At 71.6% G+C, this 26,298-nt stretch carries 20 protein-coding genes; 12 read left to right on the plus strand and 8 right to left on the minus strand.

The features are described from left to right. Window position 1: 1 nt before the first annotated feature. Genes K8638_RS01030 through K8638_RS01040 form a run of 3 tightly spaced genes read right to left on the minus strand, consistent with a single transcriptional unit; the run spans window position 2 to window position 2,064 of the window. Window positions 2-715: a double-CXXCG motif protein gene (locus tag K8638_RS01030; protein ID WP_223752473.1), complete on the minus strand. Its 714-nt coding sequence runs from the start codon at window positions 713-715 to the stop codon at window positions 2-4. Window positions 716-717: 2 nt separating this feature from the next. Next, window positions 718-1,440, minus strand: coding sequence for a TIGR02269 family lipoprotein (locus tag K8638_RS01035; RefSeq protein ID WP_223752474.1), 723 nt, complete (start codon window positions 1,438-1,440; stop codon window positions 718-720). A gap of 48 nt (window positions 1,441-1,488) precedes the next feature. After that, a complete protein-coding gene (locus K8638_RS01040) occupies window positions 1,489-2,064 on the minus strand; it encodes an NUDIX hydrolase (protein WP_223752475.1) in 576 nt (191 codons plus the stop codon). 164 nt (window positions 2,065-2,228) lie between these two features. Between K8638_RS01040 and K8638_RS01045 the strand changes: the two genes are divergently transcribed. Beyond that, window positions 2,229-3,635, plus strand: a complete 1,407-nt coding sequence (locus K8638_RS01045) for a sigma-54 dependent transcriptional regulator (RefSeq protein WP_223752476.1) — start codon at window positions 2,229-2,231, stop codon at window positions 3,633-3,635. Between the two features lie 174 nt (window positions 3,636-3,809). Further along, a complete protein-coding gene (locus K8638_RS01050) occupies window positions 3,810-4,886 on the plus strand; it encodes a TetR family transcriptional regulator (RefSeq protein ID WP_223752477.1) in 1,077 nt (358 codons plus the stop codon). 12 nt (window positions 4,887-4,898) lie between these two features. Here K8638_RS01050 and K8638_RS01055 read toward each other — a convergent pair whose 3' ends face one another. Continuing rightward, window positions 4,899-5,438 carry a hypothetical protein gene (locus K8638_RS01055; protein ID WP_223752478.1) on the minus strand — a complete coding sequence of 180 codons (540 nt, stop codon included), beginning with the start codon at window positions 5,436-5,438 and terminating at the stop codon, window positions 4,899-4,901. A gap of 124 nt (window positions 5,439-5,562) precedes the next feature. Here K8638_RS01055 and K8638_RS01060 point away from each other — a divergent pair, with 124 nt between their 5' ends. Continuing rightward, on the plus strand, window positions 5,563-6,630 hold the full coding sequence (locus K8638_RS01060) for a hypothetical protein (protein WP_223752479.1): 1,068 nt from the start codon (window positions 5,563-5,565) through the stop codon (window positions 6,628-6,630). A gap of 16 nt (window positions 6,631-6,646) precedes the next feature. On the opposite strand, the gene K8638_RS01065 is transcribed toward K8638_RS01060, so the two are convergent. Beyond that, window positions 6,647-7,048 (minus strand): tetratricopeptide repeat protein, encoded by a 402-nt coding sequence (locus K8638_RS01065; protein ID WP_223752480.1) that lies wholly within the window; start codon window positions 7,046-7,048, stop codon window positions 6,647-6,649. Here K8638_RS01065 and rsfS point away from each other — a divergent pair. From rsfS to K8638_RS01110, 9 genes are all read left to right on the plus strand, one after another. Next, window positions 7,023-7,559 (plus strand): ribosome silencing factor, encoded by a 537-nt coding sequence (gene rsfS, locus K8638_RS44785; RefSeq protein WP_223752481.1) that lies wholly within the window; start codon window positions 7,023-7,025, stop codon window positions 7,557-7,559. The two genes, K8638_RS01065 and rsfS, sit on opposite strands and share 26 nt — an antisense overlap. Beyond that, window positions 7,556-8,020 carry a 23S rRNA (pseudouridine(1915)-N(3))-methyltransferase RlmH gene (locus K8638_RS01075; protein WP_223752931.1) on the plus strand — a complete coding sequence of 155 codons (465 nt, stop codon included), beginning with the start codon at window positions 7,556-7,558 and terminating at the stop codon, window positions 8,018-8,020. Before rsfS ends, K8638_RS01075 begins: the two co-directional genes overlap by 4 nt. Before the next feature lie 85 nt (window positions 8,021-8,105). Then, window positions 8,106-9,260 (plus strand): RNA ligase RtcB family protein, encoded by a 1,155-nt coding sequence (locus tag K8638_RS01080; RefSeq protein WP_223752482.1) that lies wholly within the window; start codon window positions 8,106-8,108, stop codon window positions 9,258-9,260. A gap of 77 nt (window positions 9,261-9,337) precedes the next feature. After that, window positions 9,338-10,879: a 2,3-bisphosphoglycerate-independent phosphoglycerate mutase gene (gene gpmI, locus K8638_RS01085; protein ID WP_223752483.1), complete on the plus strand. Its 1,542-nt coding sequence runs from the start codon at window positions 9,338-9,340 to the stop codon at window positions 10,877-10,879. Between the two features lie 19 nt (window positions 10,880-10,898). After that, window positions 10,899-11,600, plus strand: coding sequence for a phosphoribosyltransferase family protein (locus tag K8638_RS01090; RefSeq protein WP_223752484.1), 702 nt, complete (start codon window positions 10,899-10,901; stop codon window positions 11,598-11,600). Window positions 11,601-11,749: 149 nt separating this feature from the next. After that, entirely contained in the window at window positions 11,750-13,021 is a 1,272-nt protein-coding gene (locus K8638_RS01095) for an SBBP repeat-containing protein (RefSeq protein ID WP_223752485.1), read from the plus strand. 132 nt (window positions 13,022-13,153) lie between these two features. Then, a complete protein-coding gene (locus tag K8638_RS01100) occupies window positions 13,154-15,877 on the plus strand; it encodes a M1 family metallopeptidase (protein ID WP_223752486.1) in 2,724 nt (907 codons plus the stop codon). 119 nt (window positions 15,878-15,996) lie between these two features. After that, entirely contained in the window at window positions 15,997-16,521 is a 525-nt protein-coding gene (locus tag K8638_RS01105) for a chemotaxis protein CheW (protein WP_223752487.1), read from the plus strand. A 173-nt stretch (window positions 16,522-16,694) separates the two neighbouring features. Beyond that, window positions 16,695-20,354 (plus strand): DUF3857 domain-containing protein, encoded by a 3,660-nt coding sequence (locus K8638_RS01110; protein ID WP_223752488.1) that lies wholly within the window; start codon window positions 16,695-16,697, stop codon window positions 20,352-20,354. A 3-nt stretch (window positions 20,355-20,357) separates the two neighbouring features. On the opposite strand, the gene K8638_RS01115 is transcribed toward K8638_RS01110, so the two are convergent. The 3 genes from K8638_RS01115 to leuS form a co-directional block, all read right to left on the minus strand. Then, window positions 20,358-22,526 (minus strand): bifunctional alpha,alpha-trehalose-phosphate synthase (UDP-forming)/trehalose-phosphatase, encoded by a 2,169-nt coding sequence (locus K8638_RS01115; protein ID WP_223752489.1) that lies wholly within the window; start codon window positions 22,524-22,526, stop codon window positions 20,358-20,360. Window positions 22,527-22,539: 13 nt separating this feature from the next. Next, complete coding sequence (locus K8638_RS01120; protein WP_223752490.1) at window positions 22,540-23,688, minus strand: hypothetical protein; 1,149 nt, start codon at window positions 23,686-23,688, stop codon at window positions 22,540-22,542. Window positions 23,689-23,772: 84 nt separating this feature from the next. Continuing rightward, window positions 23,773-26,292, minus strand: coding sequence for a leucine--tRNA ligase (leuS, locus tag K8638_RS01125; RefSeq protein WP_223752491.1), 2,520 nt, complete (start codon window positions 26,290-26,292; stop codon window positions 23,773-23,775). Window positions 26,293-26,298: the final 6 nt, after the last annotated feature.

A 26,298-nucleotide genomic window follows, 5' to 3' on the forward strand; every position in this document is an offset into this window, starting at 1 on the left:
CTCAGCGAGTCGGCAGTTCCCGGAACATCACTTCGTCCAAACCGAGCCGCTGGACCGTTTCCACGAACCGCTCCGTGGCGATGATCTTCGTCTGGAAGTTGGCGAGCCGAAAGAGGTCGCGGTCCATCGGCAGGGTTGCCGCATCCAGGAGCGGCTCCGGAGGAAAACTGAATTCCCGCCGGCCACACGTCACACACGGTGGTGGCAGAAACCGCGGCAAACAGTCCCGGTGCAGCAGTCCTCGTGGCTCCACCTGGAGTTCCAGCAACTCGGGCGCGTTCTTGTCGCGGAGCCGTAACTGAGTCTTGCAGCCTGTCAAGCCGCGCAAGCCCTCTGCCTGGAGTTGCTCCAGCGCCTCTTTGCGGATGAGCAACGTCCATGGCTGCATCAATACGAGCTGTGGGAAGGGTCCCCGCCCTCTTCCAACCAGCGGGCCGAATTCCGCGCCTGGCTCGAGGAGCGCACCGGCGGGCGCCAGTGGACGTACCGCTTCTCTCAGGCGGGTGAACTCCGTGAAATCCTCTTCCACGCGCGCCCCGAACTTCCTGCACTCCGGCAGCTCGGAAAGGTCCACGGAGGGGTATGCCTCTCCAATCCCGCCCCCGACTTCATCACAGGTAGCGCAGTGGATGCCGGGCAGACACCACTTGTGGTCTGCCTCGATGCTCCAGGAGTACCGAGGAGAGTGCACATAAGTGAGGTGAAGCCACCGCATGGTCAGTAGATGTCCTCTTCAATGATGGGGAACATGGGAAGGAGGCTCCTCTCGTAGTACGGCACTACGGGGCCCGACAGGTCGAAGCGGAAGATCATCTGCGTCGCGAAGAGATGGATGGCCTGTCGCTTCGCAAGTGGGTTGTCGTCGATATAGCGCCTCCACTCCGCGTTCCAGGGCCCCCCATTCGCCCCACGATGAATCTTCTCGTGAACCTGCTTGTCGAGCACCAGCGTCCACTCGTGGATGTTGATGCCTTGTCGCGTGAACCACTTCTTGAACGCCTGGGGAAATACGTGGTGTCTGACCCAGGTTCGCCTGGGCAGTTCCTCCATCTCCCTCTTGAGGCGAGCCGCGTACTCAGCGCTCGTCTCATTCCAGGGAATGATGAAGATGGGCTCCGCGTCCTCCGGTAGCCCCTGCATGCTTCCCCAGTAGCGCCGGGGATTCGCGGGAGTCGGGAAGGGGCGCGCGACTCCCGGCGCCGGTGCGGGAGGCCGAATGGGCGCCACCGCCTGAGCGCGCACGAGGCGGCCCGGGTCCACGTCCTCGCAAAAGTAGAGGGCGCACGCGCCGACCCCGCAAATGAACAGGGTGCAGCGGTCCGCCCCCGGGTCGTCGCACTCTTCTGCTGCCGCCTCAGCGGCCTCCCACTGCTGCTGGGTGACGTTCGTCGAAGCGCAGGCCGTCAGCAGGGAAACCAGCAGCAGTATCCAGGCTCTCATGGAGGACCTCCTCTACAACGAGCCTGGAAACGCCGGCTGATACCCCACTCAGCGCGCCGAAGCCACCACGCGCCGCGCCTTCTCCAGCATCCGCCGCAGCGGCGCCTCGTCCGCGCGCGCGAGCGCCTCGTCCCACGTGAGCCACTGCACGCCGGTGGACTCGGCCGGGTCATGCACCAGCGCCTCCGGGTTCTCCGCAACCAACAGGAAGCGCACGTCCAGGTGGTGATGCTCCGGCTCGTCACGCCGGGCCGGAATGGTGTGGATGTCCACGTCCAGCGGCCGGGGCGCGGAAGGGTGCACGTGGACGCGGCAGCCCGTCTCCTCGCGCGCCTCGCGCAGGGCCGTGGCCGCCATGTCCCCTCCGTCCGCGACGTCCGCATGCCCGCCCGGCTGCAGCCAGCGCTTCAGCTTGCCGTGATGCAGCATCACCACGCGCCCGCCCTCCGGGTCCACCACCACCGCGCTGCCAGTGAAGTGGGCCGTGGCCTGCGAGCGCGAAAACGGCTGCTCCAGCGTGACGGCGTGGTGGCGCATGCGCTCCAGGTCCTCGCGCTCCTTGTCGTCCGAGGGAGTGTGCCGCGCCAGGAGGGCCTGCAAGGAAGTCGAAGCCGGGGAGTCCATGCCCGTCCACGTACCGCCCCGGATGGCTTCCGCGCCAGCGCCTTTCGCACGGCGGGCGTGCAGGCGGCCACGGCCGGTGTAGGGTGCCACCCCGGGCGTGTTCTCATGCGGACGCACCCGGCCGGCCGGTGCCACTGAAGGTGCATGGAGATTCGAGCAACACCATGGCGCGCATCCTCGTCATCGACGACCACGACACCCTGCGCGAGGGCATGGCCGTCACCCTCACGCGCTCCGGGCACTCCGTCTCCGCGGTGCGCAGCGGCACGGACGGCCTGGCCGCCTACCGCAAGGCGCCCTTCGACCTCGTCGTCACCGACCTGAAGATGGACGGCATGGACGGCATCGAGGTGACGAAGGCCCTCAAGGCGTTGGACGCGGCCGCCGTCGTCATGGTGGTGACGGCCTTCGGCACCATCGAAACCGCCGTGCGCGCCATGCAGGAGGGCGCCTACGACTTCATCACCAAGCCCTTCCCCCCCGACGTGCTGCGCGCCAAGGTGGACAAGGGGCTGGAGCTGGCCTCCACCCGTCGGCAGGTGGAGAAGCTGACCGCGCGCACCGCCGCGCACGAAGCGGACGCGGCCCTCACCCACGGCGCCCTCGTGGGCGACAGCGAGCCCATGCAGAAGCTGGTGGCCCAGGTGCGCAAGGTGGCGCAGAGCGAGGCCACCGTGCTGGTGCGCGGCGAGAGCGGCACCGGCAAGGAGCTGGTCGCCCGCATGCTCCATCAGCTCTCCCCTCGCAAGGACGGTCCCTTCGTCGTCGTGCACTGCGCGGCCCTGGCGGAGACGCTGCTGGAGAGCGAGCTGTTCGGCCACGAGCGCGGCGCCTTCACCGGCGCGGTGAAGCGCAAGCTCGGCCGCTTCGAGCTGGCCGACGGCGGCACCCTCTTCCTGGACGAGATTGGCGAGATTCCCGCCTCCGTCCAGACGAAGCTGCTGCGCGTCCTGCAGGAGAAGGAAATCCAGCGCGTGGGCGGCGAGGAGACACTCAAGGTGGACGTGCGCGTGGTGAGCGCCACCCACCGCGACCTCCAGGCCGAGGTGAAGGCCGGCCGCTTCCGCGAGGACCTCTACTACCGGCTCCACATCGTCCCGCTGCTGCTGCCGCCCCTGCGCGAGCGGCCGGAAGACCTGTCCCTGCTGGCCCGACACTTCGTCGCCAAGCACGCCCCGCGCGTGAACCGCCGCGTCACCGGACTGGACGACGCCGCCCTGCGCGCCCTCACCCGCCACGCGTGGCCCGGCAACGTGCGCGAGCTGGAGAACGTCATCGAGCAGGCACTCGTCTTCGCCGAGGGCGAGGTGCTCACCGAGGCGGACCTGCCCTCGCACCTCACCGGCGGCGCCCCGCGCATGGACGCGGGCCTGCCCGTGCCCCACGGCGACCGTCCCCTTCCCGACATCCTGGAGGACCTGGAGCGGCAGCTCATCGCCCGCGCCTACGAGAAGGCCGGCGGCGTGAAGACGGAGACGGCGCGACTGCTCGGTATCAAGACCTCCGCCCTGTATTACAAGCTGGAGAAATACGGCTTTCTCCCCAAGGGCACGCAACCCGAGGAGGGTTGAGCCTCGAAAATCCGTTACACCCGGACACGCCACCGTGATTTTCCACCGCCGTCCCACCCCCTCCCACTCCCACCCGGCCTCGCCAGGACTCCGGAATCGCTCGGCTTTTTCCGGCCAACCGGCGCCGGGCTGGAAGGCGGGGCTGGCATCCGCCTTGCTCAGGAAGCACCCCCGATGAGCCCCCGCCTCCTCGCCCTGCTGCTGTGCCTGCTGTCCGGAGTGCCCGCCCTGGGCGCCTCCGGGCTGGAGGCCGTGCGCGGGCGGGCCCAGGCGGCACGCACGGAGGTGCGCTCGCTGCGTGGCCAGCAGCAGGCCCTCCGCGACGAGCTGAACGGGCTGGCGGCGCGAATCGAGTCGCTCAAGGCGGAGCGCCAGGGGCGGCTGACGGCGGGGACGGAGCTGGAGGCGGCGCTGCGGCGCTCGCAGGAGCTGAGCGGCTCGCTCACCGGGCTGGCGCAGTCGGTGGCGGCGGCCGAGGGCGAGTCGGAGCGCGCGCACCTGGCGCTGCACACCGCGCTGTCCGAGGAGCTGGCGCGGCTGCGCGCGGCGTGGGACGGGACGGCGGACCGGGGCCAGCGCGCGAAGCTGCTGGAGGCCATGCGCACGGTGCGCGCCGAGCGCGAGGCGGTCCGCGCGGCGCTGCCGGCCTCGCGCGTGCCGGCGCTGGACCGGGCGGCCCCCGCCGGGGATGACCCCGAGGATTTGCTGGAGCAGGCGGACACCCTGCGCGACACCGAGGACAAGGTGCGCGAGCGGCTCAAGGCCCTGCGCGGACGCATCACCGAGGTGCGCGAGGAGCGCGACCTGGACCGGCGCATGAGCGACTTCCTCGGCGAGGAGTCCATGTTCGACGAGCAGGACCGCCGCCTCCGCGTCCGGCTGAGTGGCGACCGGGTGCAGGTGGAGCGCGGAACGCCCCGGGGAGGCAGCCCCTCCTTCCAGGAGGACGGGGCGGGCACGGCGGCCCCGCCGCCGACTGTGGGTACGCCCACTGATGACGGGAGCGGCAGCCCGGGGACCGTCGACGTGCCGAGAGACCCCACCCCGGTGCCCGTCACGTCGCCGTCGCCCCGCGCGAGCGACAGCCGCCCGCAGGTGGAGACGGCGCGCGCCCAGGCGCTGGCGGCCGGTGGGCCGGTGGACCTGGCGGCGATGGAGGCCGAGGCCGCGAAGCTGGAGGCCCTGGCCCGTGAGCTGGACAGCCGCGCCTCCTCGCTGGAGCGCCGGGCCCAGGAGCTGGAGAAGCCCTGAGGGGCGCTTCGGCTACAGCAGCCCGCCCTCCACCTCGAGCGTCACCACCGCCTGCAGGCGCACCTCGCGCTCGGGCATGACGCCGCGGCCGCGGACGATGATGCTCATGGTGGGCGCGGAGACGAAGGGCTGCAGCTCCACGTCGTCCACGTTCAGCGAGAGGACGGGGTTGGGGGTCCGGAGGTTCAGCCGGGAGATGTCCTGCCGCTGGGCGATGCGCTCCTCGCGGTCCCCGGCCCGGGCGTAGAACTCCACCGTGTCCAGGAAGGTGAAGTCCTGGTCATTGGGGCTGAGCACCTTGAGCGTCAGGGACTGCACCTTGACGGACGTCACCTCGTCCTTGGTGACACCCCGGTTCTTGAAGTCCTGGTTCTGGTCGAAGTCCATCCCCGCGAAGCTGCTGATGGCGGGAAAGGCGTTGAGGAGGGTGGTGACGCCAGGAGGGCCCGCGGGCACGGTCGACTCGCCCTTCACCTCGGTGGTGAAGGAAGCGGGAGCGCAGGCGACCAGCCCCACCAGGCCGGCCGCCGCGAATAGAGACGCGAGGCGCATGTATCAATTGTATCGGGCCGCGGGGGGCCCCGTCACCGGAACTGCCAACGGCCAGCCGGGCGGACGGGCCCGCCCTCCCGCGAGTGGGGCGTGCAGGCGCGAGGCCGGATATGGTGCGCGCGTCGTGGCCCGCCTCCGTCCACCCCTGCTGCTCGCCCTCGCCGTGCTCGCCGCCAGCGGTGCGCCCGCGGCCGAGTGGGAGGGTGCGCTGAAGGCCACCGGCCGTGTGCTGGTGGACACCAACGCCTCGCGGGACTTCTCCGACCCCACCAGCACCACCAGCGGCGGCCTGGACCAGGCCTTGAGCCTGCTCGGCTCCGCGGAAGGGCGCGCCACCTTCGAGCGCTCCCAGCTGGTGGGCCGCTACGAGCTGGGGCTGCGCAAGTACCTGGGCTTCACGGACGAGGACACCCTGGTACAGGCCGGCGCGGTGGAGGGCTCCCTGGCACTGGGCGCGGAGCTGGGACTGGGCATGGAGGGGCACGCGAAGGACCGGCGGGGCGGCTCGCGGGCGTACTCGGACCTGGGGGCGAGCGCCTTCGTCGAGTACGCACCAGACGTGCGCCTGGCGCTGCGCCTGCGCGCGGGGGCCCGGCGCTTCGTGTACCGGCCGGACGGCACCGCCAACTTCGGCGGGCCGGAGCTCGGCGTGCTGGGACGCTACCGCTTCAACCGCCGGCACAGCGTGTCCCTCTTCGGCGAATGGGGCTCGCGGGGCTATGGAATCCCAGCGCGGACGCGGCCGGCCGCCCCCGACACGCCCCCCGCCGCCTCCCCGGGCCGGCGCGAGGATGGGGCGCTCACGGCCGGCGTCTCCTACACCTACCGCGGCCCGGTGGCGCTGGGGCTGACGTACGCGTACCAGGAGGTCTCCTCCAACAGCTTCGGGGAGACGGTGCTGCGGCACCGCGTGTCGGGCAACGCCGGGGTGCGCCTGCCCTGGCGGCTGACGCTGCTGGCCCAGGGCTCCCTGGGCTTCACCGCCTACCCGGACGGCATCTACCTGTCCCCGGAAATCATCCTCGTCGAGGAGGACGAGGGACAGAACTCCCTCTCCCTCAAGCTGTCCCGCCCGGTGTCGGAGACGGTGGACGTGGAGGTGTCCTGGGGCCTGTGGAGCACGCGGCTGCCCCGCAACGAGCTCACCTACACGCGCCAGGTGTTCGGCGTGGGCTTCACCTGGCGCGACTGAGGGGCCGGCGGGGCCCTCACCCCAGGTCGGCGACGCGCTCGTCAATCTCCTCGGCGAGGCCGGGGTGCCCCTGGGCCAGGGCGTGCTCCTTCGCGCGGCCGAACACCTCGCGGGCCTTCTGCGTCTCCCCCGCCCCGGCCCAGGCGTCGCCCAGGGCCACCAGGGCGGCGGCATAGGCCGGGTCCAGCCGGACGGCGGCCTCCAGGCTCTGGGCGGCCTCGGCGTACCGCCTCTGCTCCAGGTACAGCTTCCCGAGGGAGAAGTGGGTCATGGGGGAATCCGGGAAGTCGGCCACCATCTTCTTGAACTGCTCCAGCCGGGCGTCGCTCATGGACAACAGCAGATAGAGGACGGCTGCCCCATTGCCAAGGGTGCGGTAGGGTGCGCCGCACATGGCCACGAAGAAGAAGACGAGCACGAAAAAGAGCACCGGCCGGGCACCGGCGCGGAAGAAGACAGCGGGCAAGGCCCCGGCGGGCAAGGCCCCGGCGCGCAAGAAGACGGCGGGCCGGGCCCCGGCGCGCAAGAAGGCGAAGCTGCCACCCGCCCCACAACAGCAGGTGGGCCCGGCGGAGAACCCCCGGGCGAAGGCGATGGCCCAGCGCATCGCCCAGCTCCTGCTCGACAAGAAGGCCCAGGACGTCGTCATCCTCGACGTGCGCGGGATGACGTCCTACGCGGACTACTTCGTCATCGCCTCCGGCGAGAGCGACCGCCAGGTGAGCGCCATGGCGGAGAACGTCCAGGTCCAGCTCAAGACGCCGGAGGAGGGCGGCCTGCGCCCCATCGGCACCGAGGGCCTGGAGACGGGCCAGTGGGTGCTGCTGGACTACGGCGAGGTGGTGGCGCACCTGTTCCTCACGGACCTGCGCGCCCACTATGACCTCGAGGGCCTCTGGGCCGACGCGGCGCGGGAGAAGGTGGCCTGAAGGTCCGCCTCCTCTCCATTGGCAGGGACCGCTCGGGCCTGTACGAGCCCGCGGTCCAGGAGTACGCCAGGCGTCTGGGCCACTACACCCGCTTCGAGCTGGTGGAGCTGTCCGAGGCCAGCGGCAAGAAGCTCAAGCCCGGAGAGGCGAAGGCCGCGGAGGCCGACGCCATCCTGGCGAAGCGCAAGCCGCAGGACTGGATTGTGGCGCTGGACGAGCGCGGCTCGCTCCTCGACTCGGTGGAGCTGAGCCGCTACGTGGGCAAGGCCCAGACGGGCGCGAAGGATTTGCTCTTCGTCATCGGCGGTGACGAGGGGCTGGACGAGCGGGTGCGGGAGGCGGCGAACCTGACGCTGTCGCTGTCGAAGATGACGCTGCCGCACCGGCTGGCGCGCGTGGTGCTCATCGAGCAGCTCTACCGCGCCTTCACCATCCTCAAGGGCGAGCCCTACCACAAGTAGGCAACCAGGCGGGCCGGGCCCTGACGTGAAGGGCCTGGCCTGGAGCACCCGTCAGGGCCGGACGAGGAGTGGCGTCAGCGGGGGCATGAGCACCGCCGCCGAGAATCCCGCCTCTTCCTCCGCGCCCCCCGCGCATGTCCGCGTCATCGCCTCGTCCCAATCGTGGATAGAGGGCGAGGCCGTGCGCCAGCTCGAAGCCATGGCGCGACTGCCCGGCATGCGCCTGGCGGTGGGGCTTCCGGACCTGCACCCCGGCAAGGGGGCCCCGGTGGGCGCCGCCTTCACGTCCGAGGGCTTCCTCTATCCCTACCTCGTCGGCAACGACATCGGCTGCGGCATGGGACTGTGGGACGTGGACCTGCCGGCGCGGAAGGCGAAGCCGGAGCGGTGGGCGGCGAAGCTGGATCTGGAAGGGCCGTGGAGCGGAGACGTCGAGGGCTTCCTGCACGAGCAGGGCGTGAAGTCCTCCGGCTTCGAGATGGCGCTGGGCACGGTGGGCGGCGGCAACCACTTCGCGGAGGTGCAGCGGGTGGACGCGGTGCACGACGCGGAGGCCTTCGCGGCGCTGGGGTTGGCGGTGGACCGGTTGCTGCTGCTGGTGCACTCGGGCTCGCGGGGCCTGGGCGAGGCGATTCTCCGGGCGCACGTGGACCGGCACGCGGCGGGCGGGCTGGTGGAGGACTCGGCGGAAGCGCGGACGTACCTCGCGCGGCATGACCACGCGGTGGCGTGGGGCCGGGCCAACCGGGCGCTGGTGGCGCGGCGGGTGCTGGACGGCATCGGCGCGCAGGGCCGGAGGGTGCTGGACGTCTGCCACAACAGCGTCACCCCCTGTCGCGCCGGAGGACGGATGCAGTGGCTGCACCGCAAGGGCGCGGCCCCCTCGGATGAAGGCCCGGTGGTGATTCCCGGCAGCCGCGGAGCACTGAGCTACCTGGTGGCGCCGGTGGGAGACGGGACGGGCAGCGCGCACAGCCTGGCGCATGGCGCCGGCCGCAAGTGGACGCGCACCGCCGCCCGGGAGCGCATGCGCGAGCGCTTCACCGCGGAGTCCCTCACGCGCACGGCCTTCAAGAGCCACGTGGTGTGTGAGAACAAGGACCTCCTCTTCGAGGAGGCGCCGCCCGCGTACAAGGCCATCGACCGCGTGGTGACGGACCTGGTGGAAGCGGGCCTCGTGCGCGTGGTGGCCACGCTGGCGCCTGTCCTGACGTATAAGACGCGCTCCCAGGGGGAGTGACGGCCTTCCGGTAGCCAGGGTGAGGGGCTGACGCTTTTGTACTCTCCGCCCGGCGCCCGCGTGGTTAGGGTTCGGCCATGACTCCCACGCACAAGGTTCTGCTCTGCATCCTGGATGGCTGGGGCATCCGCCAGGAGCGCGATGCGAATGCCATCCTCCTGGCCGGCACCCCACACCTCGACAAGCTGGCGAGCCCCTACCCCTTCACCGAGCTGCAAACGGCCGGACTGGCCGTGGGCCTGCCCGAGGGGCAGATGGGCAACTCGGAGGTGGGCCACACCAACATCGGCGCGGGCCGCATCGTCTACCAGGACCTGGTGCGCATCAACCGCGCCGCCGAGTCCGGCGAGCTGGCGCAGAACCCCGTGCTGCGCGCGGCCATGGACGGCGTGAAGGCCGACGGCAAGGCGCTACACCTGCTGGGGCTGGTGTCACCGGGCGGTGTGCACTCGTCCATGGAGCACCTGTACGCACTGCTGCGCGCCGCGCGCGACAGGAACGTGCCCCACGTCTACGTGCACGCCTTCCTGGACGGGCGCGACACCCCGCCGCAGAGCGCGCTGGGCTACGTGGAGGAGCTGGAGCGCTTCCTCCACAAGAACCAGGCCGGCCGCATCGCCACGGTGAGCGGGCGCTACTACGCCATGGACCGCGACAAGCGGTGGGACCGGGTGCACCAGGCCTACGAGGCGATGGTGTTCGGCCGCGGCCCGAAGGCGCCGGACGCGCTGAGCGCCATCCGTGCCTCGTACGCGGAGAAGGTGACGGACGAGTTCGTGAAGCCCACCGTGCTGGCCAGCGGTGACGGCACCCCGGTGGGCCGCATCCAGGACGGCGACACCATCATCTTCTTCAACTTCCGCGCGGACCGGGCGCGGGAGATGACGCAGGCGCTGGCGTACCCGGACTTCAAGGAGTTCGACCGGGGCGGGCTGCGGCTGGGCCGCTACGTGTGCATGACCCGGTACGACGAGACGTTCGACCTGCCGGTGGCCTTCGGGCCGGACCAGCCGCAGGACATCTTCCCGGAGCTGCTGTCGCACCAGGGCCTGCGCCAGTTCCGCACGGCGGAGACGGAGAAGTACGCGCACGTGACGTTCTTCTTCAACGGCGGCCGCGAGGTGGTGTACCCGGGCGAGGACCGGCACCTGGTGCCCAGCCCGCGCGACGTGAAGACGTATGACTTGAAGCCGGAGATGTCCGCGCGCGAGGTGACGGCGGAGCTGGTGCGGCGGCTCGACTCGGGGGTGTACGACTTCGCGCTGGTGAACTTCGCCAACCCGGACATGGTGGGCCACAGCGGCCGGCTGGACGCGGCGATGCAGGCGGTGCGGGTGGTGGACGAGTGCCTCGGCGTGCTGGGCAAGGCGTGCGAGCGCAACGGCTGGGTGATGGCCATCTCCGCCGACCACGGCAACTGCGAGCAGATGGTGGACCCGGTGACGGGCGAGCCGCACACCGCGCACACCCTCAACCCGGTGCCCTTCCACCTCATCCACCCGGACTTCCGCGGGCAGAAGCTGCGCCCCGGCATCCTCGCGGACATCGCCCCCACGCTGTGCAAGGTGATGGGGCTGCCGCAGTCGAAGGAGATGAACCGGCAGGGCCTGCTGCCGTGACGGGCCGGGGGCCGCACCGGTGCTGAAGGCGCTGCTGGACCTGCTCTACCCGCCGGCGTGCATCGCCTGCGCGAAGGTGCTGCCGGGCCCCGGCAGCTTCTTCTGCGAGACGTGCGACACGGCGGTGGAGCGGCTGCCTCCGGCGTGCTGCCGCACCTGCGCGGAGCCCGGGACGTTTCCCGGCGGCGCCTGTCCCCGCTGCCGCGCGGCGCCGCCCCCGTTCTCCCGCGCCTGGGCGCCCTTCGCCCATGAGGGGCCCCTGGCGCGCGCCATCCACCGGTTCAAGTACGAGGACCACCCGGAGCTGGCCGCGCCGCTGGCGGAGTTGCTCGCGGACGAGGCCCGAGACTTCCTGGGCCGGGCGCCCGCGTGCGTGGTGGCACTGCCGCTGCACACGCGCCGCTATCACGCGCGCAAGTACGACCAGGCGCAGCTCCTCGCGGGAGTGCTGGCGAAGCGCACCGGCCGCGAGGCTCCCGTGGGCTGGCTCTCGCGCACCCGCGAGACACAGCGGCAGGTGGGGCTGAACGAGGCCGAGCGCGCGCGCAACGTGGCCAGCGCCTTCACCGCCGCCGCCCATGTGAAGGGGCGCGAGGTGCTGCTGGTGGATGACGTCTTCACCACCGGGGCCACCGCCCGCGCCGCCGCCACCGCGCTGCGCGAAGCCGGGGCCGTGCGGGTGGAGGTGCTGACGCTGGCGCGGGCCTTCAGCCTCACCTGAGCCACACGCTTCGCCCCGGATTCCTCACGGCGTGGCTCTCGCCCGGTAAGACTTCACCCATCTCTCTTGGCAGTCTGGTTTTACCCACTACCGTTTCCGCCACTGCTGTGCTTTTGCAACGACTCCCCATCCGCGAATGGAGTCGACAGATGAAGAAGTCCCTGTGGAGCATGTTCGGTCTGGCGGGCGTCATGACGGCCCTGGGTGCGCCGCTTTCCGCCTCGGCGCAGGTTCCTCCTCCCGCCTGGGTGCAGCAGCTCGGGTCGAACCTGGACGAGCAGGCCCAGGCCGTGGCCGTCTCGGGCAGCAGCGTCTACGTGGTGGGCCACACCACCGGCCAGCTCGGCTCGCAGCCGGCGGCGGGCGGCCAGGACGTCTTCGTCGCGAAGTACGACACCGCGGGCGCGCTGCAGTGGGTGCGCCAGCTCGGCACGAGCCAGAGTGACCGCGCCATGGCGGTGGCCACCGACGCGGCCGGCAACGTGTACCTCGCCGGCCATACCTTCGGCGGCTTCGACTTCTACGTGAATGCGGGCGGCCTCGACTTCTACGTCGCCAAGTACGACACACAGGGCAACCGCCTGTGGCTGCGCCAGCGCGGCACCGCCATGGACGACTTCGCCACGGACATCGCCCTGGGCGCGGAGGACACGCTCTACGTCACGGGCTACACGGGGGGCAGCTTCGCCAACGGTGGCAACCCCAACAACTACGACGTGATGGTGGCCCTGTATGACACGGACGGCGCCCCGTACTGGCTGCAGCAGTACGGCACCAGCCGCAGCGACGTGGCGCAGTCCATCGCGGTGACGCCCAACCACGAGGTCTACGTGACGGGCCAGACCTTCGGCAGCATGGACGGCACCACCACCCCGGTGGGCACCGACATCTTCCTGATGCGGCTCAACATCCTGGGCATCCAGCAGTGGGTGCGCCAGGTGGGCGCCGCCGACCTCGACTACGGCACCGGCGTGGCCGTGAGCACGGACGGCGGCGTGTACCTGACGGGCTACAGCTTCGGGACGCTGGATGGGAATCCCCAGTCGGGCCTGGTGGACGCGCTGCTCGCGCGCTACGACAACCAGGGCAACCGCCAGTGGAGCCGCATGCTGGGCAGCGTCCAGGTGGACCAGGCCCATGGCGTCGCGGTCGCCGCGGACGGCACCGTGCAGGTGACGGGCTTCACCGCAGGCGCGCTGGACGGGAATGCCTACGCCGGGCTGAACGACCTGTTCCTCACGCGGTACGACGCGCTGGGCAACAAGCTCGGCACGCGCGTGGTGGGCAGCGGCTTCTCCGACGTCGGCCGGGGCGTGGCGGTGGACGCCAGCGGCAACGCGTACGTGACGGGCTCCACGTACGGCGGCCTCGGCGGCAACACCAGCGCGGGCGGGTACGACGCCTTCCTCATCCGCTTCTGACGCCGAGGAGCGAATACGGGGAGTGAGGCGTGAGCGTCACTCACGCACACGAGGAGGCGGGGCTGGATGGCGGATGCCCCCCTCTCCCGCCCTCCTGCTCCACGCCTCGGGAAGGCGGGATAGCCTCGCGCCATGCGCCGGCCCCTCCCCCTCCTCCTCGCGTTCCTCGCCCTCCACTGCGCCCACGCTCCCGAGCCGCCGCCCCCCACCGCCGGGGCCGTGGCGGCGGCGCCCCGATGGCCCGAGCCCCAGCCTCCCGCGCTGCGGCTGCCCGACACCGTCCGGCCCGTGCGCTACGAGCTGGACCTGAAGCTCCTCCCCGCCGAGCCTGGCTTCTCCGGCTCCGTCGCCATCGTCGTGGAGGTCCGCGAGCCCGTCCACCAGGTGTGGCTGCATGGCCAGGACCTGGAGGTGACGCGCGCCCGCGTCGAGACGGGCTCGCGCACGCTGGAGGCCCGCGCCGTCACCGCCAGCGAGGGCCGGCTCGGCCTGCTGCTGCCCGAGCCGCTCGCGGCGGGAAAGGCCCGCCTCCACCTGGACTTCACGGGCCACGTGGACCGGGAGCGCAGCCGCGGCATCTACGGCGTGGACGAGGGCGGCGAGCCCTACCTCTACACCTTCTTCGAGCCCGTGGACGCGCGCCGCGCCTTCCCCTGCTTCGACGAGCCGGGCTTCAAGGTGCCGTGGCGGCTGCGCTTCACCGTGAAGGCCGGGCACGTGGCGCTGGCCAACCACGCCATCGTCTCGCGCGAGCCGCTGCCGGAGGGACTCGAGCGCGTCACCTTCGCGGAGAGCCGCCCCATGCCGAGCTACCTCGTGGCCTTCATGGTGGGCCCCTTCGACGTGGTGGACGCGGGCACCGCCGGGCGCAACGCCGTGCCGCTGCGCTTCATCGTCCCCAGGGGCCGGGGCCCGGAGACGGCGTACGCGGCCAGCGTCACCCCGCGCATCGTGTCGCTGCTGGAGGACTTCTTCGACCAGCCGTACCCGTACGAGAAGCTCGACGTGGCGGTGGTGCCCCGCTACTGGGGCACCATGGAGCACCCGGGCCTGGTGGCGCTCGGGCAGCCCCTCACCCTCATCCGCCCCGGTGAGGAGACGCTGGCGCGCCGCAAGTGGTACGTCACCATCGCCAACCACGAGCTGGGCCACTACTGGTTCGGCAACATCGTCACCTGCAAGTGGTGGGACGACATCTGGCTCAACGAGTCCCTCACCTCGTGGCTGGACAGGAAGACGGTGGACCCGTTCGACCCGAGCTGGGGCTTCGCGCGGGAGGCCAGCATGAACGCGCTGTCCTTCGCCCTCGACGCGGATGCGCTCGCCGCCGCGCTCCCCGTGCGCAAGCCGGCGGACACGCATGACGACGTGCTCGGCTCCTTCGACAATGGCACCACCTACGCCAAGGGCTCGTCCGTCATCGCCATGTTCGAGGCGTGGCTCGGCCCGGAGCGCATGCGCGACCTCCTGCGCACGCACGTGCGCAAGCACGCCTGGGGCGTGGCGACGTCCGAGGACTTCGCCACCACGCTCTCCGAGTCCGCGGGCCCGGACGTCGCCCGCGCCTTCCGGAGCTTCATCGACCAGCCGGGCGCCCCGCGCATCTCCGCCGGGCTTCAATGCGGGCCCGGCACGCCGGCGCGCCTGAAGCTGTCCCAGGAGCGCTACCTCCCGGCGGGCTCCACCGCCAGCGCCGCCCAGACGTGGCCGGTGCCGGTGTGCGTGCGCGTGGGGACGCGCGGCGGCGGCTCGCACCGGGTCTGCACCCTGCTCACCGAGGCCACGGGCGAGCTGCCGGTGCCCATGCGCACCTGCCCGGAGTGGGTGCTGCTCAACGCGGGCGGCACGGGTTACTACCGCGCCGGCTACACGCGCGAGCAGCTCGCGACGTTGCTGGCCGCGCCTCCGGCGGCGCTGACGGTGGAGGAGCGGCTGGCGCTGCTGGCCGACGTGGAGGCTGAGGTGCGCCGGGGAGACCTGCCGCTCGGCGAGGCGCTGCGGCTCGTCCCCACCACGGCGGCCGACAAGGACCGGAACATCGTCCAGCGGGGCGCTCGGCTGCTCCAGCTCGTGAACGAGGATGGGCTGCCGGAGGCGGACCGCGCGCGCTTCCGGAAGTGGGTGGGCGAGGTCTACGGTCCCCGGGCCCGGGAGCTGGGCTGGGAGCCGAAGCAGGGCGACAGCGACGACGTGAAGCAGGCGCGCTCACGGCTCCTGGAGCTGGCGACGACGCGCGGAGAGGACCCCTTGCTGGTGCGCGAGGCGGGCCGGCTCGCCCGGGCATGGCTGGCGGACCGGAAGGCCGTGCACCCGGAGGCGGTGCCCCTGGTGCTGGCGGTGGCGGCGCGCAATGGGGACCGGGCCCTCTTCGACGCCCTGCTCGCGGAGGCGCGCAAGGCGGAGGACCGGAACGAGCGCGTCCGCATGCTCACCGCGCTGTCCAGCTTCCGCGAGCCGGCGCTCGTGCGCGAGGCGCTCGCCCTGGTGGCGGGCAGCGAGCTGGACATGCGCGACACGCGGCCCATCCTCATCGGCGCCTTCTCCATGCCCGAGACGCGCGGGCTGGCCTGGGCGTTCTACCGGGAGCACTTCGACACGCTCGCGGGAAGGCTCCGCTCCGACGAGCTGAGCGGGTTCATCGGACTGGTGGGAAGCCTCTGCGACGAGCAGCGGCTCGCGGAGGTGGAAGATTTCCTCGGCCCCCGCGTCTCCAGGCTGGAGAACGCGCCTCGCGCGCTGGCCCGGGCCCGGGAGTCCATCCGGCTGTGCGCCGAGTCCGACCGCCTCCACCGGCAGGGCGTGCAGTCCTTCCTGCGCGCGCCGCCGGGAGTGCCCGCGCCGGCCCGGACGCGCTGACGGGGGACGGGACGCAAGACACCCCGCCGCGGAGTGGCCCCTTGTCATCCTCCCGGTGAAGCGGTACGCCTCCGCCACCTGATTCCGGATTCAACGAAAGCCACCTCGGAACCGACCTCATGATGAACGCCGGCACACAGGGGAGAGCCGAGCCGTACCTCCACTTCGTCGTGGGGGGCGAGCACTACGCAGCGCCCACCGCGCGAGTGGCCGAGGTGGTGCCCGAGGCCCGCCTGGAGCCCGTGAAGGACGCGCCGCCCCACGTGCGCGGGGTGCTCGTCCAGGACGGGCAGGCCGTGCCGGTGGTGGACCTGTCCCGCGTGCTGGGCCAGGCGCTGCGGACGGTGAAGGCGCGGCCCACGGTGGTGGTGGCGCAGGTGAATTGCGGTGGCGAGCCGCAGCGGCTGGGGCTCGCGGTGGACGGCGTGGGCGGCCCGCTGGAGCTGTCCTCGCGGGACGTGGTGCCGGCCCCCTCTTTCGGCGCCGCCATGCCGGTGGACTTCCTGGTGGGCATGGGCCGGCACGGCGATGGGCTGGTGCTGCTGATGGACGTCGAGCGCCTCCTCTCCGAGCCCCAGCTCCTCACCGCCCTGAAGCTGACGTCCGGCACCGCGGCCCCCGGCCCGGCGCACCGCCGGAGCTGACCTACCCGCTCCCACCTCGTCCCCTACCGTACCCTCGTGACGTTTTCGGTTGCCTGCCCGCCGCCCGGGGCCCCATGCAGGGGAAGGCCCTGAAAGGGTCACCTGTTCATCGGCGTCGGCGCCCTGCTTCCGGGCTCGGTGCCACCACCGTCAGACGTCAACGAGGAGAACGGATGTCCCGCTTCACATGGCTGGCCGCGGTTTTCGTGCTCACCTGCCCGCTCTGGGCCCAGGCGAGACCGGCGGCGGACGAGACGGCCCGCGCCTACGCGGCCGAGGCGCTGAAGCAGGCCTCCTCCCCCCGGGGCGCCGCCACGCTGCTGCGGATGCACGACCTGGTGGACGACGTGGAGGACCTGACGCCGCTGCTCAGCACCTATGCCCAGGTGGCCTCGCGGCGCTCGTCGGACCCGAACACGCGCGCCACCGCGCAGCTGCTGCTGCTGGACACCGAGCGTGCCCGCGGCCGGCTGGTGCGGGCCAACGAGGTGCGGCAGTGGCTGGGCTTCGTCGGCGACTACTACGTCGTCGGCGGCTTCGACAACGAGGGCAAGGCCGGGTGTGACACGGACTTCGGCCCCGAGGCCGCCAACCTGGACCTGTCCGCCACCTTCCCGGGCGCCAAGGGCCGCGAGGTGTCCTGGCGCAGGCTGACGGCCTCGCCGGCGGACGGCTACGTGGACCTGGCCACCGCGGTGCGGCCCAACCGCGAGTCGGTGGCCTACGCCGTGACGTGGCTGGAGGCGCCCCAGGAGACGCGCGTGGCCATGGGCGTGGGCACCTCCGGCGCGTTCCGCCTGTGGGTGAACGGGCAGCTCGCCGCGAAGGAGGACCGCTACAACCTGCCGCGCCCGGACCAGTCCCGCGTGTCCGTGAAGCTGCGCAAGGGCCTCAACCGCGTCCTCCTCAAGGTGTGCCAGGAGACCGGGCCGCTGGGCTTCTACCTGCGCCAGGAGTCCCCCTCCGTGCGCGCGTCGCTGCCGCCGAAGGCGCCCGCCCTGGAGCGCGGCACCGCCCCCGCGCCCCAGCCGCTGCCCACCCTCACCTCCGCGCTGCGCGCCCAGGTGGAGAAGAACCCCGGCGACGCGGAGCTGCGCGCGGACTACGCCCGCGTGCTGGGCTTCTTCCGCGCCTATGACGAGCGCGAGCACACCGCCACCGTGGAGGCCACTCGCGCGGCCGAGGCCGCACCGGGCAACGCGCGCCTGCAGCTGCTCGCCGCCGGCCTGCAGCGCGACGACCTCAACGAGCGCCGCCGCTTCCTGGAGGCCGCGCTGAAGGCGGACCCGGACTCGGCGGAGGCCCGCGTGGCGCTGGCGGACCACGAGCTGGACCGCGGCCACCCCGAGCGCGTGCCGGAGCTGGTGGCTCCCGTGCTGGAGAAGGACCCGGACTCGGTGCGGGCCCGGCTGATGCTGGCCCGCGCGCTGGAGGCGCTGGGTGAGCGCCCGCGGGCCCACGCCCTGGTGGAGGAGGCCTTCCGCCGTCAGCCCCGCGTGCCCCGCGCGGTGCGGGCCGCGGCGCAGGCGTCCCGGCAGCTCGGCCGCAACCGCGAGGCCGTGGACCGGATGCGCGTGGTGCTGGCGCTGCGCTTCGACGACACCGGCACGCGCCGCACGCTCGCCTCCCTGCTGGCGGACGCCGGCAAGGTGGAGGAGGCACAGCGCGAGTACGCGCAGCTCGTGACGCTCAACCCCTTCGACAACGGCGCGCGCGTGCGGCTGGCGGAGCTGAAGGCCAACAACGGCGCGGTGGATGAGGCGGTGGCCCTCTTCGGCGAGGCCCGCGCGCTGTCCCCGGACGAGCCGGAGGTGTACGAGCGCGAGGGCCGCGCCCTGCTGGCCGCCGGCCGCCGCGAGCCGGCGCTGGCCGCCTTCGAGCGCTCGCTGGCGCTGCGCCCGCAGAACCCGGGCCTGAAGGAGGCCCTGCGCGCCCTCAAGGGCGAGAGCACCGGCGCCGGCATGCAGTACCTGGTGGACTCCAAGGGACTGGACCGGGAGGGCGAGGCCTACGTCCACGAGGACGCCATCTACCTGGTGGACAGCACCTACGTGCGCGTCCAGAAGAGCGGCCTTTCCAGCCGCCTGCACCAGATGGTGGTGAAGGTGCTCAACCAGCGCGGCGTGGACTCGTTCCGCATGACGCCCGTCACCTACTCGCCGGACCGCCAGGAAGTGCGAGTGCTGAAGGCCCGCGTGGTGAAGGCGGACGGCTCCGTGGTGGAGAGCTACGGGGAGAACGACCGCAACATCAACGAGCCGTGGACGGGCATGTACTACGACGCCCGCGCCAAGGTGCTGTCCTTCCCCTCGCTGGCCCCCGGCGACACGCTGGAGCTGACGTACCGGATTGACGACACCGCGCAGGAGAACCTCCTGTCGGACTACTGGGGTGACGTGGAGAGCGTGCAGGGCGTCTACCCGAAGGTGCGCTTCCAGTACCTGGTGGACATGCCGAAGGAGCGGCCCCTGTACTGGAACAAGAGCAAGCTGACCGGCGTGCAGAGCGAGCAGGAGCCGCTGGACGGCGGGCGCGTGCTCTACAAGTGGAGCGCGAAGCACGTGGCCAAGGTGGTGCCGGAGCCGGGCATGCCGGGCTGGGCCGAGGTGGCGCAGAACCTCCACGTCTCCACGTACCAGACGTGGGAGCAGGTGGGCCGCTACTGGTGGGGGCTCGTCAGGGACCAGCTCCAGCCCAACGCGGAGCTGCGGCAGACGGTGGACCAGGTGCTCCAGGGCGTGGACCGCAAGGACGAGCTGGCGGTGGTGCGCGCCATCTACAACTTCGTGGTGACCAACACCCGCTACGTGGCGCTGGAGTTCGGCATCCACGGCTACAAGCCGTACCGGGTGGACCGGGTGCTGGCGCGCCGCTTCGGTGACTGCAAGGACAAGGCGAGCCTCATCCACTCCATGCTGCGCGTGGCGGGCGTGGACAGCCGGCTGGTGCTGCTGCGCATGCGCAACCTGGGCTCCATCGGCGAGGAGCCGGCGAGCCTCGCGGCCTTCAACCACGCCATCGCCTACGTGCCGAAGTACGACCTGTACCTGGACGGCACGGCGGAGTTCCACGGCGCGAAGGAACTGCCCAGCGCGGACCGGGTGGCCAACGTGCTGGTGGTGGAGCCGGACGGCCGGAGCACCTTCCTCACCACGCCGGAGGCGAAGGCGGAGGACAACGCCACGCGGCTGACGCTGGACGTGGACCTGCGCGCGGACGGCAGCGCGGAGGTGGCGGGCGCCAGCACGGTGAGCGGCCAGACGGCGCCGGACTACCGCCGGGCGTACCGGCCGGAGGCCACGCGCAAGTCCACCTTCGAGCGCGCCTGGGCGCAGAGCTTCCCCGGCCTGACGGTGCGCGAGGTGAAGCTGAGCGACACCACGCGGCTGGACGACGACGTGGCGCTGGACTTCAAGATGAACATCCCCCGCTACGCGGAGGTGCTGCCCGGCGCCATGCGCTTCCTGCCCTTCGGCACGGGCCGCACGTACCAGCAGGCGTACGCGTCGCTGGCGGAGCGCCGCTTCGACCTGGTGATGCAGGGCCCGTGGCTGAACAGCTTCACGCTGCGCTACACGCTGCCCGCCGGGTGGACGGTGAAGGAGCTGCCGCAGGCGGTGGAGGAGACCACGAAGTTCGGCTACGTGAAGCTGAGCTACCGGGTGGAGGGCGGCAAGCTGGTGGCCGAGGGCGAGATGGCCCTCACCGCCGCGCGCGTGAAGGCGGATGACTACGCCGCGTTCCGCGAGTTCCTCGGCCGGGTGGACCGGGCCTTCATGCGCCGGGTGCTCATCCAGGCCCCCGGCAGCCGCACCGCGTCCGCGGCGCAGTAGCCCCTACGGGGTGACGAGCTCGCCGAGCAGCTTCCGCACCTCGGCGGGCCCGTTGACGCGGAAGGCCGCGCGCGTGGGCTTGTTGCCCGCATGAATCGTGAGCCCGTCCCCGGGCATGGCCGCGAAGAGGTCCTCGTCGGTCTTGTCGTCGCCGATGGCCACCACCAGCGTGCCCGGCGGCAGGCCCTGGGTGGCCTCGCCCACCACGCGGCCCTTGTGGACGCCCCGGGGCCGCACCTCCACCACCCGGTCTCCGGGGAGGATGTCGAGGGACTCGCCCGCGAACACCTCGGCCAGGTGGAGGCGCAGCTCCCGCGCCTGGATGGCCCCGAACTCCGGGTCCACCATCCGGTAGTGCCAGGCCAGCGACGCAGTCTTCTCCTCCACGAACGAGCCCGGCACCCGCGAGGAGAAGGCGTCCAGCGCCGGCCGCACGCGCTCCTTCCACTCGAAGGACACGCCCTCCAGCATCCGCCAGGGCTGGTCCGGGCGGGCGCGGGACCACAGGCCGTGCTCGGCGTGCAGGCCGGCGGGCAGCGCTCCGAACCAGGCCTCCAGCGTCTCCCGGGGCCGGCCGCTGACGATGCTCAGGGACGTCTCCGGGCGCGCCACCAGCCTCGCCAGCAACGCCCGCAGGGCGTCGTCGGGCGCGGCCAGCTCCGGCCGGGGCGCGAAGCCCACCAGCGTGCCGTCGTAATCCAGCAGCAGGTGCAGCCGGGCCGCCGCCTTCATCCGCTCCAGCGCCTGCGGCGCGCTCCCGGTCTTCCGCTCGGACGCGGCGGGCAGCCCGTTGAGCCGGTCCAGGAAGGAGCCTGTCCACCAGTGCACGTCATGTTCCTTCACCTGGGCGCGCAGGGCCCGCATCCGCGTGCGGCGCTCGTCCTCGGCCATCTCCAGCGCCTGCTCAATCGCGTCCGCCACGGCCTCCACGTCGAACGCGTTGACGATGAGCGCGCTGCTCATCTCCGCGGCGGCGCCGGCGAACTCGCTGAGCACCAGCACGCCGTCCTCGTCCGGGCGCGCGGCGCAGAACTCCTTGGCCACCAGATTCATACCGTCGCGCACCGGCGTGACGAGCATGACGTCCGCCGCCCGGTACAGGCCCACGAGCTGCCGCTCGTTGAAGGAGCGGTAGAGGTAGTGCACGGGCACGTTGTGGACGCTGCCGTAGGTGCCGTTGATGCGGCCCACCAGCTCGTCCACCGTCTCGCGGTAGGTGGCGTACGCCTCCACCTGGGTGCGGCTGGGCACGGCCACCTGGATGAAGCGCAGGCGCCCGCGCCAGGAGGGCTCGCGCTCCAGCACGCGCTGCACCGCCAGCAGCCGCCGCGGAATGCCCTTGGTGTAGTCCAGCCGGTCGATGCCCAGCAGGATGCGCTGGCCCTCGGCCCTCCTGCGGAGGGTGGCCACCTCGTCCAGTACGACCGCATCGTTGGCGAGCGACTCGAAGGCCGTCGCGTCGATGCCCATGGGGAAGGCGCCCACGCGCACCTCGCGCCCCTCCCAGATGACACGGTCGATATCGGTGTCCGGCCCCAGGTGACGCAGCAGCGAGCCGGAGAAGTGCCGCACGTAGCTCACCGTGTGGAAGCCGATGAGGTCCGCGCCCAGCAGGCCCTTCAGCAGGTCGTGGCGGTGGGGCAGCGTGCTGAAGATTTCCGACGAGGGGAACGGGATGTGGTGGAAGTAGCCGATGCGGGCCTCGGGCAGCCGCTGGCGAAGCATGGCCGGCACCAGCATGAGCTGGTAGTCGTGCACCCAGATGGTGTCTCCCGGCCGGTACTGCCGGGCCGTCAGGTCGGCGAAGCGCTCGTTGACCTTGCGGTAGACCTCCCAGTCCCTGTCCTGCCGGGGGATGCGGTCCAGCATGTAGTGGCACAGCGGCCAGAGGACGCGGTTGGAGTAGCCCTCGTAGTAGCGGCTCACCTCGCTGGCGCTGAGGTACAGCGGCACGCAGCGCAGGTCGGCCAGCCGCGACTCCACCTGGGCACGTTGGCTGTCCGACAGGCGGGACACGTCTCCGGGCCAGCCAATCCACACCCCGCCCGAGCGCTCATGCGGGCGGCTCAGGCCGGTGGCCAGCCCTCCCGCGCTGCGCACCACGGAGACGTTGTCCTTCTCCACCTTGACGGTGACGGGAAGCCGGTTCGAGACGAGCAGGAGTCGGGACATAGGCCCCTGACCCTTATTCATTCCCTCCCGGAATGGCCATGGCCGAAACGGGCCGCGTGCCGGATGGTGGACCCTCGACTCCGCCCGAAGGGCTCCAGCCCAGCCGGGACAGCAGCGCCGGCTCGCGGCCCGGCTTCCAGACAAAGGCATCCAGGACGTAGTGCGTGGCCTGAGGCAGCGCCAGCAGCGGCACCACCAGCGCGAGGACGTCCGCCGGCAACTCCAGCGTGCTCGGCCCGAAGAGGGTGGAGCGCTCGTGCCAGATGAGCCAGTCCCAGAGCAGCTCCTCCGCCAGGGCCAGCGCCGCCAGGAACAGCAGGAAGCCCGGCAGCCCCGCGCGCAGGAGGGCACCGCCCACCCCATAACCTCCCTCCGCCCGCCGCCCCCGGGCGTAGCGGAACAGCAGCGCGAAGTACGGCACCCCGTGAAGCAGGACGTTCATCACCGTGAAGGCGAAGTCATCCCGCGCCACGACGATGCCGCCGAACCATGCCACCCACGTGGCAGCGACCAGCAACACCTTGCCCGCCTGCACGCCCTCGCCCCGCGCCACCCGCGCGGCCTGGAAACCGGCCCACGCCGCGAGCACGGCGGCATGGACGGCCAGCGCCACCGTGCCGGCCTCACGGGGCAGGCCGGAGAGGAAGTCCCCTTCCACGAACCACCAGAAGTCGCGGGGGAGGTTCGCGTGCCACCAGACGACGGGCCCCAGGGTGGCGGCGTAGACGGCGGCGGCGTCCAGGCGGCGCTCGGCGGGGGAGGCGCGGGCCTTTCGGCAGTAGAGGGCCACCCAGCCGTACTGCTGGCGGACGAAGTGCGTCAGCGCCACGTACGCGAACAGCGTCCAGAAGGCCTTGGGAGAGACGAGGTAGGCCCCCACGCCCGCGACATAGGCGGCGAGCGGCGCGCCCAGGTAGAGCCCCGGACGGCGGCGCAACTCGTCCGCGTCCAGATACGTGCGGAACAGCGTGGACCAGACGTGCGCCACGTCCACGCAGACGACGAAGAGGACCCAGGCCCACAGCGGCGTGTCCCCCACCGCGCCCAGCCACGGCGCGGCGAGCACGAAGAGCACGGAGATGAGCGCGCTGCCGGCGAAGACGGTCAGGTCCACTCCCGGGCCGAACAACCAGCCCTGGGAGGGGGCGAGAAGACGAGACATCGGAAGCCCCAGGCTATCAGCTTCGGAGCCCGCACCCGAGCCCTCCGGCTGCCCGCCCGGAGGGTTCGGCTCGCGCTGCCCGTGCTACCGCACCACGATGTTGACCACCTTGTCGGGGACGACGATGACCTTGCCCACCGTCTTCCCGCCCTCGAGCTGCCGGACGACGTTGGGCAGCGCCAGGGCCCGCTCACGCACCTCGGCCTCCGGCGTGCCGCGCTCCACCTCCAGGCTGCCGCGCAGCTTGCCGTTCACCTGGACGGCGTACGTCACCTGCGCATCCACCGTGAGCGCCACGTCGAACGGGGGCCAGTCCTGCTCCAGCAGGAAACCCGTGCCGCCGAGCCGCTCCCACGCCTCGTCCCCCAGGTGGGGCGCGAAGGGGCCCACCAGCTTGACGAGCGTGGTGAGGTCCTCTCGCGTGCTCCCCTTCGAGACCAGCTCGTTGGTGTACGTCATCAGCGCGGCGATGGCGGTGTTGAACTGGAGGCGCTCCAGGTCCGCCGTCACGCGCTGAGTCGTCTTGTGGCGCAGCCGCAGGTGCGGGTCGCCCTCGGGGGCGCGGGCCGTCCCGTGCTCCTCGACGAGGCGCCACACGCGGCGCAGGAAGCGGCCGCAGCCCTCGATGGCGCGCGGGTCCCACGGCTTGGACAGCTCGAACTCGCCCATGAAGAGCTCGTACAGACGGAGCACGTCCGCGCCGTGTTCGGCCACCACGCTGTCCGGGTTGACGCCGTTCAGCTTGGACTTCGCCATCTTCTCGACCTGGACCTTGAGCTTCTCGCCCGTGGCGCGCAGGAAGGCGTCCTCACCGCGCAGCTCCACCTCGGACAGCTCGTGGTAGTGGGCCGCCGCGTCCACGTACGTGTACGCCAGCACCGTGCCCTGGTGGCGCAGCTTCTTGAAGGGCTCCTTCGTGGTGACGTGGCCCAAATCAAAGAGCACCTTGTGCCAGAAGCGCGCGTAGAGCAGGTGGAGCACCGCGTGCTCGGCGCCGCCCACGTACAGGTCCACGTTCATCCACTGCCGCTCGGCCTCCTTCGACCAGGGCTCCTTGTCGTTGGCCGGGTCGAGGTAGCGCAGGTAGTACCAGCACGAACCGGCCCACTGCGGCATGGTGTTCGTCTCGCGACGGCCCGGGCCTCCGCACTGGGGGCAGTGCGTCTCCAGCCACTCGGGAATGGTGGCCAGGGGTGACTCGCCGGTGCCGGACGGCTCGTAGCGCTCCACCTCGGGCAGGGTGACGGGGAGCTGGTCCTCGGGCACCGGCACGGCGCCGCACTTCGCGCAGTGGATGATGGGGATGGGCTCGCCCCAGTAGCGCTGGCGCGAGAAAATCCAGTCGCGCAGGCGGTAGCTCACCGTGCGCCGGCCCTGGCCCCGCGCCTCCAGCGTGGCCACCACCCGCTGCTTCACCTCCGCGGTGGGCAGGCCGTCCAGCTCGCCCGAGTTCACCGCGGTGCCCGCCTCCGTGAAGGCCTTGCCGGGCTCGGGCGGTGCTCCGTCCACCGGGCGCACCACCTGCCGGATGGGCAGCCCGAACTTCACGGCGAAGTCATGGTCTCTCTGGTCATGCGCCGGCACGGCCATGATGGCGCCGGTGCCGTAGGTGGCCAGGACGTAGTCGGCAATCCAGATGGGGATGCGCTCGCCGTTGATGGGATTGACGGCGTGGCTGCCCGTGAAGGCGCCCGTCTTCTCCTTCGCCAGCTCCGTGCGCTCCAGGTCGCTCTTGAGCCGCGCGGCGGACTGGTAGTCCGTCACCGCGGTCCGCTGCTCCGGCGCCGTCAGGGACTCCACGAGGCCGTGCTCGGGAGACAGCACCAGGTACGTGGCCCCGTGCAGCGTGTCCGGGCGGGTGGTGAACACACGAAGCTCCGCGCCAGCGGCCGGGCCGTCCGCCACGCGGAACACCACCTCCGCGCCCTCGGAGCGGCCAATCCAGTTGCGCTGCATCGCCAGCGTGGACTCGGGCCAGTCCACCTCGGACAGGTCCTCCAGCAGACGGTCCGCGTAGGCGGTGATGCGCAGCATCCACTGGCGCAGGTCCTTGCGCTCCACCTGGGTGCCGCAGCGGTCACACCGGCCGCCGGCGGCCTCCTCGTTGGCCAGCCCCGTCTTGCAGGACGGGCACCAGTTGATGGGCATCACGCTCTCGTACGCGAGCCCCTTCTTGAACAACTGGAGGAAGATCCACTGGGTCCACTTGTAGTAGCGCGGGTCGGTGGTGTTGACCTCGCGCTCCCAGTCGTAGGCGAAGCCCACGGAGTCAATCTGCCTGCGGAAGTTGGAGATGGCCTGCTCGGTGGTGACACGCGGGTGGATGCCCGTCTTGATGGCGTAGTTCTCGGCGGGCAGGCCGAAGGCGTCCCAGCCCATGGGGTGGAGCACGTTCCAGCCCTGCATCCGCTTCCACCGCGTGAGCACATCCGTGGCCGTGTAGCCCTCGCAGTGCCCGACGTGTAGCCCCGCTCCGGAGGGGTACGGGAACATGTCGAGCGCGTAGAACTTCGGCTTCTTCGGGTCGAACGTCGTCCGATGCAGGCGGGCCTCGCGCCAGCGCGCCTGCCACTTCGGCTCTACCTCACGGGGGTCAAAGGGCATGGTTCC

The sequence above is a fragment of the Myxococcus sp. RHSTA-1-4 genome (assembly GCF_020037125.1).
Classification (GTDB): domain Bacteria; phylum Myxococcota; class Myxococcia; order Myxococcales; family Myxococcaceae; genus Myxococcus.

Excerpts from the sequence above, each read along its gene's own strand:
- K8638_RS01030 (WP_223752473.1), bottom strand. The coding sequence starts at position 715 with ATGCGGTGGCTTCACCTCACTTATGTGCACTCTCCTCGGTACTCCTGG.
- K8638_RS01035 (WP_223752474.1), bottom strand. The coding sequence starts at position 1,440 with ATGAGAGCCTGGATACTGCTGCTGGTTTCCCTGCTGACGGCCTGCGCT.
- K8638_RS01040 (WP_223752475.1), bottom strand. The coding sequence starts at position 2,064 with ATGGACTCCCCGGCTTCGACTTCCTTGCAGGCCCTCCTGGCGCGGCAC.
- K8638_RS01045 (WP_223752476.1), top strand. The coding sequence starts at position 2,229 with ATGGCGCGCATCCTCGTCATCGACGACCACGACACCCTGCGCGAGGGC.
- K8638_RS01050 (WP_223752477.1), top strand. The coding sequence starts at position 3,810 with ATGAGCCCCCGCCTCCTCGCCCTGCTGCTGTGCCTGCTGTCCGGAGTG.
- K8638_RS01055 (WP_223752478.1), bottom strand. The coding sequence starts at position 5,438 with ATGCGCCTCGCGTCTCTATTCGCGGCGGCCGGCCTGGTGGGGCTGGTC.
- rsfS (WP_223752481.1), top strand. The coding sequence starts at position 7,023 with ATGGCCACGAAGAAGAAGACGAGCACGAAAAAGAGCACCGGCCGGGCA.
- K8638_RS01080 (WP_223752482.1), top strand. The coding sequence starts at position 8,106 with ATGAGCACCGCCGCCGAGAATCCCGCCTCTTCCTCCGCGCCCCCCGCG.
- gpmI (WP_223752483.1), top strand. The coding sequence starts at position 9,338 with ATGACTCCCACGCACAAGGTTCTGCTCTGCATCCTGGATGGCTGGGGC.
- K8638_RS01095 (WP_223752485.1), top strand. The coding sequence starts at position 11,750 with ATGAAGAAGTCCCTGTGGAGCATGTTCGGTCTGGCGGGCGTCATGACG.
- K8638_RS01100 (WP_223752486.1), top strand. The coding sequence starts at position 13,154 with ATGCGCCGGCCCCTCCCCCTCCTCCTCGCGTTCCTCGCCCTCCACTGC.
- K8638_RS01105 (WP_223752487.1), top strand. The coding sequence starts at position 15,997 with ATGATGAACGCCGGCACACAGGGGAGAGCCGAGCCGTACCTCCACTTC.
- K8638_RS01110 (WP_223752488.1), top strand. The coding sequence starts at position 16,695 with ATGTCCCGCTTCACATGGCTGGCCGCGGTTTTCGTGCTCACCTGCCCG.
- K8638_RS01115 (WP_223752489.1), bottom strand. The coding sequence starts at position 22,526 with ATGTCCCGACTCCTGCTCGTCTCGAACCGGCTTCCCGTCACCGTCAAG.
- K8638_RS01120 (WP_223752490.1), bottom strand. The coding sequence starts at position 23,688 with ATGTCTCGTCTTCTCGCCCCCTCCCAGGGCTGGTTGTTCGGCCCGGGA.
- leuS (WP_223752491.1), bottom strand. The coding sequence starts at position 26,292 with ATGCCCTTTGACCCCCGTGAGGTAGAGCCGAAGTGGCAGGCGCGCTGG.